Origin of the sequence: Bordetella petrii, from assembly GCF_017356245.1 — a bacterium.
GTDB lineage: Bacteria > Pseudomonadota > Gammaproteobacteria > Burkholderiales > Burkholderiaceae_B > Bordetella_A > Bordetella_A petrii_D.
The window spans coordinates 927,628-942,667 of sequence record NZ_JAFMZZ010000004.1; the positions used below are offsets into that span (position 1 = coordinate 927,628).

Annotated in this window: 16 protein-coding genes; 13 read left to right on the forward strand and 3 right to left on the reverse strand. The window is 67.1% G+C overall.

Features of this window, described 5'->3' with window-relative positions:
• Positions 1 to 7: 7 nt before the first annotated feature.
• Positions 8 to 1,036 carry a LacI family DNA-binding transcriptional regulator gene (locus tag J2P76_RS22490; protein WP_207410199.1) on the reverse strand — a complete coding sequence of 343 codons (1,029 nt, stop codon included), beginning with the start codon at positions 1,034 to 1,036 and terminating at the stop codon, positions 8 to 10.
• A gap of 110 nt (positions 1,037 to 1,146) precedes the next feature.
• On the opposite strand from J2P76_RS22490, the gene J2P76_RS22495 reads away from it, so the two are divergent.
• The 4 genes from J2P76_RS22495 to J2P76_RS22510 all read left to right on the forward strand — a co-directional run bounded on the left by J2P76_RS22495 (position 1,147) and on the right by J2P76_RS22510 (position 5,927).
• Positions 1,147 to 1,695, forward strand: coding sequence for a TRAP transporter small permease (locus tag J2P76_RS22495; RefSeq protein WP_207410200.1), 549 nt, complete (start codon positions 1,147 to 1,149; stop codon positions 1,693 to 1,695).
• 31 nt (positions 1,696 to 1,726) lie between these two features.
• Positions 1,727 to 3,007, forward strand: a complete 1,281-nt coding sequence (locus J2P76_RS22500; RefSeq protein ID WP_207410201.1) for a TRAP transporter large permease — start codon at positions 1,727 to 1,729, stop codon at positions 3,005 to 3,007.
• Between the two features lie 52 nt (positions 3,008 to 3,059).
• A complete protein-coding gene (locus J2P76_RS22505) occupies positions 3,060 to 4,076 on the forward strand; it encodes a TRAP transporter substrate-binding protein (RefSeq protein ID WP_207410202.1) in 1,017 nt (338 codons plus the stop codon).
• A 66-nt stretch (positions 4,077 to 4,142) separates the two neighbouring features.
• Positions 4,143 to 5,927: an IlvD/Edd family dehydratase gene (locus J2P76_RS22510; RefSeq protein WP_207410203.1), complete on the forward strand. Its 1,785-nt coding sequence runs from the start codon at positions 4,143 to 4,145 to the stop codon at positions 5,925 to 5,927.
• A gap of 94 nt (positions 5,928 to 6,021) precedes the next feature.
• Here J2P76_RS22510 and J2P76_RS22515 read toward each other — a convergent pair whose 3' ends face one another.
• On the reverse strand, positions 6,022 to 6,852 hold the full coding sequence (locus J2P76_RS22515) for an NUDIX hydrolase (RefSeq protein WP_207410204.1): 831 nt from the start codon (positions 6,850 to 6,852) through the stop codon (positions 6,022 to 6,024).
• A 238-nt stretch (positions 6,853 to 7,090) separates the two neighbouring features.
• On the opposite strand from J2P76_RS22515, the gene coxB reads away from it, so the two are divergent.
• The 5 genes from coxB to J2P76_RS22535 all read left to right on the forward strand — a co-directional run bounded on the left by coxB (position 7,091) and on the right by J2P76_RS22535 (position 11,260).
• Positions 7,091 to 8,248 (forward strand): cytochrome c oxidase subunit II, encoded by a 1,158-nt coding sequence (gene coxB / locus J2P76_RS22520; RefSeq protein WP_207410206.1) that lies wholly within the window; start codon positions 7,091 to 7,093, stop codon positions 8,246 to 8,248.
• A gap of 96 nt (positions 8,249 to 8,344) precedes the next feature.
• A complete protein-coding gene (gene ctaD / locus J2P76_RS22525; protein ID WP_207410208.1) occupies positions 8,345 to 9,955 on the forward strand; it encodes a cytochrome c oxidase subunit I in 1,611 nt (536 codons plus the stop codon).
• 30 nt (positions 9,956 to 9,985) lie between these two features.
• Positions 9,986 to 10,111 (forward strand): cytochrome oxidase small assembly protein, encoded by a 126-nt coding sequence (locus J2P76_RS23710; protein ID WP_012247198.1) that lies wholly within the window; start codon positions 9,986 to 9,988, stop codon positions 10,109 to 10,111.
• An 8-nt stretch (positions 10,112 to 10,119) separates the two neighbouring features.
• Positions 10,120 to 10,344 carry a DUF2970 domain-containing protein gene (locus J2P76_RS22530; protein WP_207410210.1) on the forward strand — a complete coding sequence of 75 codons (225 nt, stop codon included), beginning with the start codon at positions 10,120 to 10,122 and terminating at the stop codon, positions 10,342 to 10,344.
• Between the two features lie 40 nt (positions 10,345 to 10,384).
• On the forward strand, positions 10,385 to 11,260 hold the full coding sequence (locus J2P76_RS22535) for a cytochrome c oxidase subunit 3 (protein WP_207410212.1): 876 nt from the start codon (positions 10,385 to 10,387) through the stop codon (positions 11,258 to 11,260).
• A 171-nt stretch (positions 11,261 to 11,431) separates the two neighbouring features.
• Here the strand turns inward: J2P76_RS22535 and J2P76_RS22540 are convergent, their stop codons facing one another.
• Entirely contained in the window at positions 11,432 to 11,632 is a 201-nt protein-coding gene (locus J2P76_RS22540) for a twin transmembrane helix small protein (protein ID WP_207410214.1), read from the reverse strand.
• Positions 11,633 to 11,666: 34 nt separating this feature from the next.
• On the opposite strand from J2P76_RS22540, the gene J2P76_RS22545 reads away from it, so the two are divergent.
• Genes J2P76_RS22545 through cyoE form a run of 4 tightly spaced genes read left to right on the forward strand, consistent with a single transcriptional unit; the run spans position 11,667 to position 15,034 of the window.
• Positions 11,667 to 12,440, forward strand: a complete 774-nt coding sequence (locus J2P76_RS22545) for an SURF1 family protein (protein ID WP_207410216.1) — start codon at positions 11,667 to 11,669, stop codon at positions 12,438 to 12,440.
• A gap of 32 nt (positions 12,441 to 12,472) precedes the next feature.
• Entirely contained in the window at positions 12,473 to 13,102 is a 630-nt protein-coding gene (locus J2P76_RS22550) for a hypothetical protein (RefSeq protein WP_207410218.1), read from the forward strand.
• 2 nt (positions 13,103 to 13,104) lie between these two features.
• Positions 13,105 to 14,115, forward strand: coding sequence for a COX15/CtaA family protein (locus tag J2P76_RS22555; RefSeq protein WP_207410220.1), 1,011 nt, complete (start codon positions 13,105 to 13,107; stop codon positions 14,113 to 14,115).
• A 25-nt stretch (positions 14,116 to 14,140) separates the two neighbouring features.
• Positions 14,141 to 15,034, forward strand: coding sequence for a heme o synthase (gene cyoE / locus J2P76_RS22560; protein WP_207410222.1), 894 nt, complete (start codon positions 14,141 to 14,143; stop codon positions 15,032 to 15,034).
• Positions 15,035 to 15,040 lie beyond the last annotated feature (6 nt).

The window sequence follows — 15,040 nt, forward strand, 5'->3', positions numbered from 1 at the left end:
CCGCCGGTCAGGTGGTTTCGCGCCGCACCAGGTTGAAGCCCAGGTCGACGTGGCGCTGCGCCGGCGGCTGGCCGGCCATTTGCTGCAGCAGCAGGTCGGCTGCCGTCAGGCCGATCTGGTAGCGCGGCGTGGCAATGGAGGACAGCGGCGGCGTGGTCCAGGCCGTGCCGGCGAAATCATGGAACCCCACCAGCCCCATGCGCCCGGGCACGGCGATGCCGCGCCGCGCGCACTGGAACACGGCCCCTTGCGCCAGGTCGTCGTTGCAGAAAAACAGCCCGTCGCAATCGGGGTGGCTGTCGAGCACCTGGTCGAGCAGTTCCGCGCCCAGCCCGATGGAGGATTTCTGCGGCGTCATGATTTCCAGCGCCGGGTCGTACAGGCCCGCCTCGCGCAGTGCCTGGCGGCCGCCTTCGCAGCGCCGCAGCGAGCGCGGGTCGAGCTGGGCGCCCACGATGCCGATGCGGCGGTAGCCGCGTTCGGCCAGGTGGCGGCAGGCGGCCAGCCCCGAATCGAACTGCGAGAAGCCCACGCTGAGATCGGGGGATTCGGCCGGCAGGGTCTCGATGGTGTGCACGGCCGGAATGGCGGCCGTGCGCAGCAGCTGCCAAACCCCGGGGTTGTGGTCGATGCCGGTCAGGATGACCCCGTCGGGCGAATGCTGCAGATAGGTGCGCAGCTGGGCTTCTTCGGCGTCCAGCGAATACCCGGTGACCCCCACCAGCATGTGGTAGCCCTGGGCGTCCAGGGTTTCTTTGATGCCGGCGATGATGTCCACGAACACCACATTGCTCAGCGAAGGAATCAGCGCCACCACGATGCGCGAGCGCGACGAGGCCAGGGCGCTGGCGGCATGGTTGGGCACATAGCCGAGCTCGTGGCAGATGCGCAGGATGCGTTCGCGCAGCGCGGGCGCCACCTTGTCGGGCAGCCGCAGCGCGCGCGACACGGTGATGGCGCTGACGCCGGCGCGGCGCGCCACCTGCTGCATGGTGACGCGGCCATCACGGGTACTGCGGGGCTTGCGTGCCGACATGTCGAATAGGTGTCAGGGAAATTGCGTAGTCTGCCGGAAGGGCTTTACAGTCGCCATATGTTAGCGCTAACATCGCACAACATTTAAAAAAGATCAATCGGAGACAAGATATGCAGCCTGCTCCCCAGCGCCCTGCCCAGGGCGCGCGTGCGTGGCTGGCGCGTGCCGCCGACGCCTGCAGCCGGCTCCAGACCTGGCTGATGGTGGCCTGCCTGGCCGTCATGGTGGTGTTGCTGTTCGGCAATGTCGCGCTGCGCTACCTGTTCAATTCCGGCATCAACGTGTCTGACGAACTGTCGCGGCTGGCGTTCGTGTGGCTGATCTTCCTGGGTTCGGTGCTGGCGCTGCGCGAGCACCAGCACATCGGCGTGACCATGCTGGTGCAGCGTTTCGGGCCCGGGGCGCGCAAGCTTACCCACATTGCCTGCCAGCTGCTGACGCTGTGGGTGCTGTGGCTGATGGCCGACGGCAGCTGGAAACAGACCGTGATCGGCCTGGATACCCGCCTGCCCGTTACCGGACTGCCCATGGCCGTGTTCGACGCGGCCGTGCTGTACGCCGCCGTGGCGATGGGGCTGCTGGTGCTCGTCGACCTGGCCCGCGTGCTGGCCGGCGGCGAGCCGCCGCTGGACGCCAGCCCCGAAGACCCGCTCGCCTGAGCGCCGATCCGCTTCCTACGCCTGCCTGACCATGACCCTGACCCTATTCCTGGCGGTGCTGCTGGGGCTGATCGCCCTGGGCATGCCGATCGCGTTCGCGCTGCTGCTCAGCGCGGTCGCCCTGATGTTCCAGCTGAATTTCTTCGATTCCCAGATACTTGCGCAGAACATGCTGTCGGGCGCCAACAGCTTCACGCTGATGGCCGTGCCGCTGTTCATGCTGGCCGGCGAAGTCATGAACGCCGGCGGCCTGTCGCGCCGCATTGTCGACCTGGCCAGCATGTTCGTGGGCCACATCCGCGGCGGCCTGGGCTACGTGGCCATCTTCGCCAGCGTGCTGCTGGCGGCGCTGTCGGGCTCGGCCGTGGCCGACGCGGCCGCGCTGGGCACGCTGCTGATCCCCATGCTGCGCGACAAGGGCTACAGCGCCGAACAGGCCTCGGGCCTGATCGCCGCCGGCGGCATCGTGGCGCCCATCATCCCGCCGTCGATCTCGTTCATCATCTTCGGCGTGGCCACCAATGTGTCCATTACCAAGCTGTTCTTCGCCGGCATCGCGCCCGGCCTGCTGATGGGCCTGACCCTGGTGGCCGTGTGGACCTGGGTGGCGCGCAAGCATGGCGCGCTGACGCCCACGCCGCGCGAATCCTGGGGCGCCCGCCTGCGCGCGCTGCGCCAGGCGGTGTGGGCGCTGATGCTGCCCGTGATCATCATCGGCGGCCTGCGCGGCGGCATTTTCACGCCCACCGAGGCCGCGGTGGTGGCCGCCGTGTATGCGCTGGCGGTCAGCCTGTTCGTCTACCGCGAGATCACCGTGCGCGACCTGGGCCGCCTGTTCATCAATGCGGCGCGCACCACGGCCGTCGTGATGTTCCTGGTGGCCGCGGCCATGGTGTCGTCGTACATGATCACCCTGGCCGACATGCCGCAGGACCTGATCAACCTGCTGACCCCGGTGCTGGACCAGCCCAGGATGCTGATGTTCTCGCTGATGGTGCTGCTGACCCTGATCGGCACCGTCATGGACCTGACGCCCACCATCCTGATCCTGGCGCCGGTGCTGATGCCGGTGATCACCAAGGCGGGCATCGACCCGGTGTATTTCGGGGTGATGTTCGTGCTGGTGGGCTGCGTGGGTCTGCTGACGCCGCCGGTAGGCACCGTGCTCAACGTGGTGTGCGGCGTGGCGCGCATCAACATGGAAACCATCTGCAGGGGCGTGTGGCGCTACGTGGCCGCCTATACGGCCCTGATCGTCATTCTGGTGATCTTCCCGCAGCTGATCACCGTACCCGCGCGCTGGCTCTATTGAAACGGCAGCGACCGCCGCCTGCGCCATTCAGCAACCAAGGAGGAGCAACACCATGTTCAAGACCTGCAAGTACACCCTGCTGGCCGTCACCCTGGCCGTGTCCTGCGCGGCCGCCGGCGTGGCCGGCGCCCAGGACATCAAGCCGCGCCTGATCCGCTTCGGCTACGGCCTGAACGACGACAGCGTGCAGGGCCGCGCCGCGCGCCAGCTGGCGCAAGAGCTGGAAAAACTCAGCGGCGGCAAGATGAAGATGAAGACGTTCGGTTCGGCCAGCCTGGGTTCGGACGAGCAGATGCAAAGCGCGCTGGTCGGCGGCGTGCAGGAAATGATGGTGGGCTCGACCGCGCCGCTGGCCACCATGGTGAAGGAATTCGGCGTGTTCGACCTGCCGTTCCTGTTCAATAGCGACCGCGAGGCCGATGCGGTGCTCGACGGCCAGCTGGGCGAGAGCCTGCTGAAGAAGCTGGAAGCCAAGGGCCTGGTGGGCCTGGTGTACTGGGAAAACGGTTTCCGCAACCTGACCAATTCCAAGCACCCGGTGGTCAAGGCCGAAGACCTGGAAGGCATCAAGCTGCGCGTGATGCAGAACCAGGTGGCCCTGGGCGTGTTCAACGCCCTGGGCGCAAATGCCGTGCCCATGCCGTTCTCGGAACTGTTCACGGCGCTGGAAACCCGCACGGTGGATGGCCAGGAAAATCCCGTGACCACCATCCAAAGTAGTAAATTCTATGAAGTGCAGCCGTACCTGACCATTACGCGCCACGTGTACACCCCCTGGGTGGTGCTGGCGTCCAAGAAATGGTGGGACACGCTCTCGCCCGACGAGCAGAAGCTGATCCGCCAGGCCGCCGTGGCCTCGCGCGACTTCGAGCGCAAAGACAGCCGCGCCGATTCCAAGAAGGCGATGGACACCCTCAAAGAGCACGGCATGAAGATCAATGTCGTGTCCGACGAGGAAATCGCCCGCATGCGCCAGAAGGTGCAGCCCGTTGTGGACAAGTACACCCAGGAACTGGGCCCGGACTTGGTCAAAGAGCTGCAAGACGAAATCCAGAAAGCGCGCGGCTGATCGCGCGCCAGGCCGGGCCCGCGCGGGCCCGGCCATACCGCCCACCGTTGCATCGTAGTGATCGCCATGCCCCACACGCCCCGCAAGTTGCGCAGCCAGAAATGGTTCGACGACCCTTCCCACGCCGACATGACCGCCATCTATGTCGAGCGCTACCTGAATTCCGGCATCACGCGCGCCGAGCTGCAATCGGGCCGGCCGATCATCGGCATCGCCCAGACCGGCAACGACCTGACGCCCTGCAACCGGCACCACCTGCAGCTGGCTGACCGGATCAAGGCCGGCATCCGCGACGCGGGCGGCATTCCCATGGAATTCCCGGTGCATCCGCTGGCCGAGCAGGGCCGCCGGCCCACCGCCGCCCTGGACCGCAACCTGGCCTACCTGGGCCTGGTCGAGATCCTGCACGGCTATCCGCTGGACGGCGTGGTGCTGACCACCGGCTGCGACAAGACCACGCCGGCCTGCCTGATGGCCGCGGCCACGGTCGACATTCCGGCCATCGTGCTGTCGGGCGGCCCCATGCTCGACGGCTGGCACGAGGGCAAGCGGGTGGGGTCGGGCACCGTGATCTGGCACGCGCGCAACCTGATGGCCGCGGGCAAGATCGACTACGAAGGCTTCATGACGCTGGCCACCGCCTCGTCGCCGTCGGTGGGCCACTGCAACACCATGGGCACGGCCCTGTCGATGAACTCGCTGGCCGAGGCGCTGGGCATGTCGCTGCCGGGCTGCGCCAGCATTCCGGCGCCGTATCGCGAACGCGGGCAGATGGCGTACGCCACCGGCATGCGCATCTGCGACATGGTGCGCGACGACATACGTCCGTCGCACATCCTGACCCGCCAGGCTTTCGAGAACGCCATCGTGGTGGCCTCCGCCCTGGGCGCGTCCAGCAACTGCCCGCCGCACCTGATCGCCATTGCGCGCCATGCCGGGGTGGAGCTGTCGCTGGACGACTGGCAGCGCCTGGGCGAAGACGTGCCGCTGCTGGTGAATTGCGTGCCGGCCGGCGAATACCTGGGCGAAAGCTTCCACCGCGCCGGCGGCGTGCCGGCCGTGCAGCACGAACTGCACGCGGCGGGCCGCCTGCACGGCGGCTGTGTGACGGTGTCGGGCCGCACCGTGGGCGACATCGCCGCGGCCTCGGCCGCCCACGACCGCGACGTGATCCGCAGCTACCAAGCGCCGCTGCGGCATCGCGCCGGGTTCATCGTGCTGTCGGGCAATTTCTTCGACAGCGCCATCATGAAGATGTCGGTGGTGGGCGAGGCGTTCCGGCAGTCGTACCTGGAAACGCCGGGCGATGAAAACGCCTTCGAGGCGCGCGCCATCGTGTTCGACGGGCCCGAGGACTACCATGCCCGCATCGAAGACCCGGCCTTGAACATCGACGAACATTGCATTCTGGTGATCCGCGGCTGCGGCGACGTGGGCTATCCGGGCAGCGCCGAGGTGGTGAACATGGCGCCGCCCTCACATCTGCTCAAGCGCGGCATCGATTCGCTGCCGTGCCTGGGCGACGGGCGCCAGAGCGGCACGTCGGCCAGCCCGTCCATCCTGAACATGTCGCCCGAGGCGGCGGTGGGGGGCGGCCTGAGCCTGCTGCAGACCGGCGACCGCCTGCGCGTCGACCTGAATCAGCGTTCAGTCACCCTGCTGGTGGACGCCGGCGAAATGGCGCGGCGCAAGGCCAATGCCAAGCCCGTGCCGATTCCGCCGTCGCAGACGCCCTGGCAGGAAATCTACCGGCAGATGGTGGGGCAGCTGTCCACCGGCGGCTGCCTGGAGCCGGCCACGCTATACCTGCGGGTGGTCGAGACTCGCGGCGACCCGCGCCATTCGCACTGAGGGGCGAAGCTGGCGCGGCGGGGCCGGGCCAGGTGTCTGGCACCTACGGAGCCAGACACCTGGCCGCGCCGCGATACCCGCCGCGCCCGCGCCGTCAGATCTCGCCGCGCGCGCGGCGCTGCGTGATGTCTTCCAGGATCACCAGCGCCGCTTCCACGGTGAACTCGCCTTCGTCGATGCGGCGCACGGCTTCGCCGACGGCGACATGGGCGATTTCCATGACCTCGCCGTCGCGGTTGGCCGGCTGCGTGCCGGCCGGCAGCACGCAGGTGCTGGTCAGCAAGTCTTCTACCTGGTAGCCCTCGGGCAGGCGGCGGTGCATGCGCAATATCGTGCGCAGCGGCGAGCGGCCGGCCAGCTGCGCCGGTTCCAGTCCGGCTTCTTCGGCGCATTCGCGCAGCAGCGCCTGTTCCAGGTCTTCGCGGCTGCCGGCCAGGCCGCCCACCAGGGTGTCCCACATGCCGGGGTCGGTGGATTTGCTGAGCGCCCGGCGGGCGATCCACAGCCGGCCGTCGGGCGTCCAGGCATTCAGGTGCACCGCCCGGGTCAGCAGCCCCAGCGGACGCATGGCGGCGCGTTCGATGGCGCCCAGGTGCTCGTCGGCGGCAGTCACGTCCAGCAGTTCGTCGCGCCAGCCGCGCAGGCAATCGGCATCGCGCAGCGCCCGCGCCACGCTGGCCAGCAGCGCGTCCAGCTGCGGCCCCGCCGCCAGCCCCGTGCCGATGCGCAGCGCGTCGGGCTGCACGCGCACCTGGGGCAGGCGGCCGAGCGCGTCGCAGGCCGCATGGGTGGCCCAGCCGCAGCAGCGGTCGGCCACGTACAGCGGCAGGGCGAGTTCGGGCGGGTGTTCCTGCACGCGCTGCGCCAGCTGCGTGTACAGCGCGGCCAGGCGCGCCGGATCGTCGTGGGAAAGCTTCTTCGGCATGGCGGCGATTTTAGTGCAGCGCCCTTTGGGCGCCGCCAAATGGGGGCATCCGGACGCGATTCAAGAGGGCCAAATTACATTGGGTTGCGCGTCCGCTATAATTCTGCGGTTTCTTTGTGATTCGAGTGGGATAGACCGGCCATAGGTCGGGCTTGAACCTGCCGTCTAATAAATTGCGTGTATTCCTGTCCTGCCGCTGGCAGGCGTGGAAACGCCCGCGCCGTGTTTCGAGGTAAGCATGAAGAAGTGGAGAGGGATACTGGGCGCCTGTGCATTGCTTTCGGGCAGTGCCGTCAACGCGCAGGTTCAAGACATGCCCGGCGGCCCGAAAGTCGATCAGCTCAATCTGCACGAAGGCGTCACGCAGATCGCGCACGACGTCATGTGGCTGCACTGGCTGCTGCTGATCATCTGTGGCGTGATCTTCATCGGCGTGTTCGGCGTCATGTTCTATTCCATCTGGGCGCACCGGAAGTCGCGCGGGCACAAGGCCGCCACCTTCCATGAGCACCTGGGCGTGGAAGTCGCCTGGACCGTCATCCCCTTCATCATCGTCATCGCCATGGCGCTGCCGGCCACCAAGACCGTGGTCGCCATGAAAGACACTTCCAGCGCCGACCTCACCGTGAAGGTCACCGGCTACCAGTGGAAGTGGGGCTACGAATACCTCGACGGCCCCGCCGCCGGCGTGAAGTTCCTGTCCACGCTGGCCACGCCGCGCGCCCAGATCGAAGGCCGCGAGCCCAAGGGCGAGTTCTACCTGATGGAAGTCGACAACCACCTGGTGGTGCCGGTCGACAAGAAAGTCCGCATCGTGCTTACCGCGGCCGACGTCATCCACTCGTGGATGGTGCCCGACTTCGGCGTCAAGCAGGACGCCATCCCGGGCTTCCTGCGCGACACCTGGTTCCGCGCCGAGAAAACCGGCACCTACCGCGGCCAGTGCGCCGAACTGTGCGGCAAAGACCACGCCTTCATGCCCATCGTGGTCGAAGTGAAGTCGCAGGCCGACTACGACAAGTGGGTCGACGAACAGAAAAAGAAAATGGCGGCCAACGCCGACGATCCCAACAAGGAATGGACCAAAGAAGAACTGCTCGCCCGTGGCGAAAAGGTCTTCGGCGCCAACTGCGTGGCCTGTCACCAGGCCAACGGCAAGGGCGTGCCGGGTTCGTTCCCCGCCCTCGACGGCGACAAGACCGTGCTGGGCCCGAAAGACGCGCAAATACAGACCGTGCTGCACGGCCGGCCCGGCACCGCCATGGCGGCCTTCGGCGGGCAGCTCAACGACGTCGAGATCGCCTCGGTCATTACGTACACGCGCCACGCCTGGAGCAATGCGGGCAAGGGGCAAGACCCCGTGGTACAGCCGAAGGATGTCGTGGCCGCGCGCTGATCGCGCCGCCCGCTCCGGTAACCAGAACCCGTAACGTCGAGACACACCTGCCGGCCTCCTGGACCGAGGCCGGCAAACAGCAGGAAGGAGTCCATCATGAGCAGCGTCACTGTAGACCACGTGTCGCCTGGCCACAGCCACGGTCATGAGCACGATGACCACCACGCCACGCCCACCGGCTGGCGTCGCTGGCTATTTGCCACCAACCACAAAGATATCGGGACGATGTACCTCATCTTCTCGTTCATCATGCTGCTGGAAGGCGGCACGCTGGCCCTGCTGCTGCGCACCGAGCTGTTCGAGCCCGGCCTGCAGTTCTTCCAGCCGCAGCTGTTCAACCAGTTCACCACCATGCACGGCCTGATCATGATCTTCGGCGCGATCATGCCTTCGCTGGTGGGTTTCGCCAACTGGCTGATCCCGATGCAGATCGGCGCGGCGGACATGGCTTTCGCGCGCATGAACAACTTCAGCTTCTGGCTGCTGCCCATGGCGGCCATCATGCTGACCGCCTCGTTCTTCGTGCCCGGCGGCGCCACCGCGGCCGGCTGGACCCTGTACGCCCCGCTGTCGGCGCAAATGGGCCCGGGCATGGACCTGGCCATCTTCGCCATCCACATCATGGGCGCCTCGTCCATCATGGGCGCCATCAACATCATCGTCACCATCCTGAACATGCGCGCGCCCGGCATGACGATGATGAAAATGTCGATGTTCTGCTGGACCTGGCTGATCACCGCCTTCCTGTTGCTGGCGGTCATGCCGGTGCTGGCCGCGGCGGTCACCATGGTGCTCACCGACCGCCACTTCGGCACCGGCTTTTTCAATGCCGCCCTGGGCGGCGACCCGGTGATGTACCAGCACGTATTCTGGTTCTTCGGGCACCCCGAGGTCTACATCATGATCCTGCCGGCCTTCGGCATCGTGTCCATGATCGTGCCCACGTTTTCCCGCAAGAAGCTGTTCGGCTATGCGTCCATGGTGTACGCCACCTCGGCCATCGCGGTGCTGTCGTTCATCGTGTGGGCGCACCACATGTTCGCCACCGGCATGCCCGTTGCCGGCCAGCTGTACTTCATGTACGCCACCATGCTGATCTCCATCCCCACCGGGGTGAAGGTATTCAACTGGGTGGCCACCATGTGGCGCGGCTCGCTGACCTTCGAGACCCCCATGCTGTTCGCCATCGGCTTCATCTTCGTGTTCACCATGGGCGGCTTCACCGGCCTGATCCTGGCCATCGCCCCGATCGACATCCAGGTGCACGACACCTACTACGTAGTGGCGCACTTCCACTACGTGCTGGTGGCCGGCTCGCTGTTCGCGCTGTTCGGCGGCGCCTACTACTGGGTGCCCAAATGGACCGGCCGCATGTACAACGAAAAGCTGGGCAAACTGCATTTCTGGTCGACCATGCTGTCATTCAACGTCACGTTCTTCCCCATGCACTTCCTGGGCCTGGCCGGCATGCCGCGCCGCTACGCCGACTACGCCGCGCAGTTCACCACCTTCCACCAGGTGGCCACCATCGGCGCGTTCTGGTTCGGCCTGTCGCAGCTGCTGTTCCTGTACGTCATCGTGCAGTGCTACCGCGGCAAGGGTGCAACGGCGGCCGCCAAGCCGTGGGAAGGCGCCGAAGGGCTGGAATGGACCGTGCCGTCGCCGGCGCCGTTCCATACCTTCACCACGCCGCCCGAAGTGAAGTAATCGGCAGACCAGGTAAAGTAATCGTTAGTCATGACCCCTGAACAACGCCGCCGCAACAAGACCGTCGGGCTGATCCTGCTGGCAATCGTCATTGCCCTGTTCGCCTGGACATTCTTCCGCGGCTCGGCCATCCTGACCGGCACGGCCGTCAAGTAGGGCAAGGCATGACCCACGATATTCGCGACGCCTCGCGCCGCAAGCTGAACTTCCTGCAGACGCTCAAGGCGGTGCTGTGGGGCATGTTCGGCGTGCGCCGGGGCGCCGGCTACGAAGAAGACGCCGGCAAGCTCAACCCCGTGCACCTGATCGTGGCGGGCGTGCTGGCCGGAGTCATTTTCGTGACGGTGCTGGTGCTCGTCGTGCGCTGGGCCGTGGCCAGCCTGACGTAAGCAGCAAGCATTTCAACAAATCAGTACCAGGGAGAAGACCATGAGTGCAAGCCACTCGGTTCAAGGTAAAGAGGCACCGTACTACTATGTGCCGGCGGACTCCGGCCACCCCGTGCGCACTGCCGTGGCCCTGCTGGCCATGGGCCTGGGCGCGGCCGCCTGGGTCAACGATGTCAGCTGGGGCAAGTGGCTGGTGCTGGTCGGCGTCCTCGGCCTGATCACCGTGCTGTATTTCTGGTTTGGCGACGCCATCCACGAATCCGAAACCGGCCTGAACAGCAAGCGCATCGACCTGTCGTACCGCTGGGGCATGAGCTGGTTCATCTTTTCCGAAGTCATGTTCTTCGCGGGCTTCTTCGGCGCGCTGTGGTACGTGCGCACCATCACCACGCCGTGGCTGGGCGACCTGGACCACCAGCTGCTGCTGTGGCCCGACTTCCAGGCGGTGTGGCCCAACTTCGGCCCCGCCGGCGTGGTCGAGCACTTCCAGACCGTCGGCCCGTTCTGGCTGCCCACCATCAACACCGCGCTGCTGCTGTCGTCGGGCGTGACGCTGACCATCGCCCACCACGCGCTGCGCGAGAACCACCGCGGCAAGACCATGTTCTGGCTGGCCGCCACCGTGCTGCTGGGCTTCATCTTCGTGGCCTGCCAGGCTTACGAATACCACCACGCCATCACCGAACTGAACCTGAAGTTCAGCTCGGGCGTGTACGGTTCGCTGTTCTACATGCTGACCGGCTTCCACGGCTTTCACGTCATCATGGGCGCCACCATGCTGACGGTCATCCTGATCCGCCTGGCGCGCGGCCACTTCACCGCCGAGCACCATTTCGGTTTCGAAGGCGCGGCCTGGTACTGGCACTTTGTCGACGTGGTCTGGCTGGGCCTGTACCTGTTCGTCTATTGGTTCTAGGAATATCCCCCCCGAAGCGCTGCGCGCTACCCCCCAGGGGGCGACGCTGCGGACCGGCAAAGCCGGATCCGCGCGTCCCCGCTTCAGGCGGGCCGGTGTTCTAAACGCCGCCACGAGGCATCGTACGCTGGCAGCTGCGTCCAGCGGCGCCGGAACCGGCCGGCCCGGTTCCTATCTAATGCCTGTACTTTCTATCCAGCCCAGGTGATGGGCCAGCAGAACGAACAGGAACAGGGCTACTGATAGCCCGATACGCACGGTCAGCGCATTGACCGTCCGGTTGGTGGTGCCCTTGTCTCTCATCAGGTAGACCAGGGCGGATGCCAGGCTGGCCAGAATGCCGATGAAAGCCAGGCCGACGATGACGCGCATTTTGGCCTCCGGTTAAAACGGAATTATTGCAGACATGGCTCATTCAGTTCGCCGTACCTTGGCAGCCCTGGCGCTGCTGGGGGTGGCCGTCGCGATACTGGCCTCGCTGGGCGCGTGGCAGCTGCGGCGCGCCGACGAGCGGCGGGCCATCCTGGCGGCCATCCAGGCCGGCCGCGCCCAGCCGCCGCTGGCGTTGACGCCCGCCACCTCGCCCGGCGATCTGGGCGCCTGGCGCCCGGCGCAGGCCCATGGGCAATGGCTGAACCAATACAGCGTACTGCTGGACAACCGCAACCAGGACGGCAAGCCCGGCTATTGGCTGGCCACCCCGCTGCTGCTGGATCCGGCCAGCCGCAGCGCGGTGCTGGTGCTGCGCGGCTGGCTGCCGCGCGCGCGGCCCGGCCAGCCGGCCCCGACACCGCCCGCCGCGCCGGCCGGCCCGCGCAGCGTGGCCGGCGAGCTGGCGGCGCGCGTGCCGCGCCTGTTCGAGTTGTGGTCGTTCGGCGGCGCGGCGCAGGGGCAGTTGCCCGCTACACTGCCGGTGGCCGGCGGCGCCGTGCCGCAAGTGCAGAACCTGGAACTGCCGGCCTACGCGCGGGCCACCGGCCTGGCGCTGCTGCCGGCGGTGCTGATGCAGACACGCGGCGACGACGCGCTGGTGCGCGACTGGCCGCAGCCGTCGGTGGACTACAGCCAGAACCAGGGCTACGCCCTGCAGTGGTTCTCGTTTGCCGCCATCGCCGCCGTTGCCTGGCTGGTGGTGGCCTGGCGGGGGCTGCGGCGCGGCCGCCGGACGGCCCGGCCTTGACCTTCACCATACAAAAACTCAGGAAAACAACCGTGGCTCGCGAAACCCCCACTCCCGTCCCTGCCAAGAAGCGGTCGCTGACGCCGCTGGTGCTGGTGTTCCTGTGCACCCTGGCGCCCATCCTGGCCGCCTTCGTGCTGTACAACAACCCGCAGTGGTGGCCCGACGAGTCCAGCAACTACGGCACCCTGATCGATCCGCAGCGCCCCATCCCGCCCGCCCAGGACCTGCAGCTGACCACGCTGGACGGCCAGCCTTTCGACCTGCAAAGCCTGCAGGGCAAGTGGCTGCTGCTCAGCGTGGGCGAGGCCGCCTGCCCCGAGTCCTGCGCGCGCAAGCTGTTCATCACGCGCAACTCGCATGCCAGCCAGGGCAAGAACGTCGATCGCCTGGCGCGCGTCTGGTTCATTACCGACGACGCCGAGGTGCCCGCCAAGGTGCTCGAGGCCTACCGGGGCACGGTAATGGTGCGCGCGCGGCCCGAGCAGCTGGCGCGCTTCCTGCTGGCGCGCGATTCCGCGGCCGGCGAGCCCGGCCTGCTCGACCCCATCTGGGTCATCGATCCGCTGGGCAACCTTATGCTGCAGTTCCCCGCCAACGCCGATGGCGTCAAGGTGCGCAAAGACATCAGCAAGCTGGTCTACAACTCGCGCATCGGCTGACCATGGAACGCATCAAGCAACGCTACCGCAAGCTGGTTTTCTTTACCTGGTTCCTGACGCTGGACCTGATCATGTTCGGCGCCTTCGTGCGCCTGACCGATTCCGGGCTGGGCTGCCCCGACTGGCCGGGCTGCTATGGCAATGCCACGCCGCTGGGCGCCATGGCCGACATCCACCAGGCATCGCAGGCCATGCCGTTCGGGCCGGTCACCCTGTCGAAGGCCTGGATCGAAATGATCCACCGCTACGTCGGCGCTTTGCTGGGCATGCTGATCATCGCCATCGTGTTCATGGCCTGGCGCTACCGCCGCGAACTGGGCCGCTCGCCCGCGCTGGCGGTCACGGCGCTGGTGGCCGTGTGCGTGCAGGGCGCCTTCGGCGCCTGGACGGTCACGCACCGGCTGATGCCCGCCGTGGTCACCGCGCACCTGGTGTTCGGCCTGTCGGTGCTGGCGCTGATGACCTGGCTGTCGGCGCGCGAACGCCCGCACCTGGCGCTGCCGCCCCATGCGGCGCGCTGGCGGCCCTGGCTGGTGGCGGGCATGGTGCTGCTGCTGGTGCAGATTACGCTGGGCGGCTGGGTCAGCACCAACTACGCAGCGCTGGCCTGCCTGGACTTTCCCACCTGCCATGGCCAGTGGCTGCCCGACATGGATTTCCACAGCGGGTTTTCCGTCATCCGCGGGCTGGGCGAGCTGCCCTCGGGAGAAATGATTTCGCAGAATGCCCTGACGGCCATCCATTGGGTGCACCGCAATTTCGCCTTCATCGTGCTGGTCTACCTGGGCGTGCTGGCCGCGCGCCTGCGCGCCGTGCCCGGGCTGCGCGGGCCGGCCACCCTGGCCCTGGCGCTGCTGGCGGCGCAGCTGTTTACCGGCCTGACCACCATTTTCTTCCAGTGGCCGCTGCTGATCGCCGTGCTGCACAACGGCGGGGCGGCCGGCCTGACCCTGGCCTGCGTCGTCATGCTGGTGCGCCTGTCCACCGCCGGGCGCGCCCCGTCGGCCACCTGATCGCCAGCGCGTTTAAAATAGCCTTATGACCAGCCTTGCCGCTACCCAACCCGGACTGCTGCGCCAGTACCTCGTACTGACCAAGCCGCGCGTGACGCAGCTCGCCGTTTTCTGCGCCATCATCGGCATGTTCCTGGCCGTGCCCGGCCTGCCCGACCCGGGCCGGGTGGTGTTCGGCACGCTGGGCATCTGGCTGCTGGCCGCCGCCGCCTTCGCCATCAACTGCCTGATCGAACAGGAAATCGACGCGCGCATGCTGCGCACGGCGCGCCGCGCCACGGCGCGCGGCACCATCTCGGCCGCCCAGGTCATCACCCTGTCGGGCCTGCTGGGCGGGGCCGGCATGCTGGTGCTGTACCACCTGGTCAACCCTCTGACCATGTGGCTGACCTTCGCCACCTTCGTGGGCTACGCGGTCATCTATACCGTCATTCTCAAGCCGCGCACGCCGCAGAACATCGTCATCGGCGGGCTGTCGGGCGCCATGCCGCCGGCCCTGGGCTGGGCCGCCGTGGCCGACGCCGTGCCGGCCGAGGCCTGGGTGCTGGTGCTGATCATCTTCATCTGGACCCCGCCGCATTTCTGGGCGCTGGCGCTGTACCGCAACCACGATTACGCCAAGGCCGGCCTGCCCATGCTGCCGGTCACGCACGGGCAGCGCTTCACCCGCCTGCATATCCTGCTGTACAGCCTGGCGCTGGTGGCCACCACCACGCTGCCCTATGTCATCCGCATGAGCGGGCTGCTGTACCTGGCATGCGCGCTGGTGCTGGGCGGCATGTTCGTGGCCTATGCCTGGCGCCTGTACCGCGAGTACAGCGACGCGCTGGCCCGCCGCCTGTTCCGCTTTTCCATCCTGTACCTGGCGCTGCTGTTCGCCGCCCTGCTGGTGGACCACTGGGCCGGCCTGCTGGCCTGATCTCGG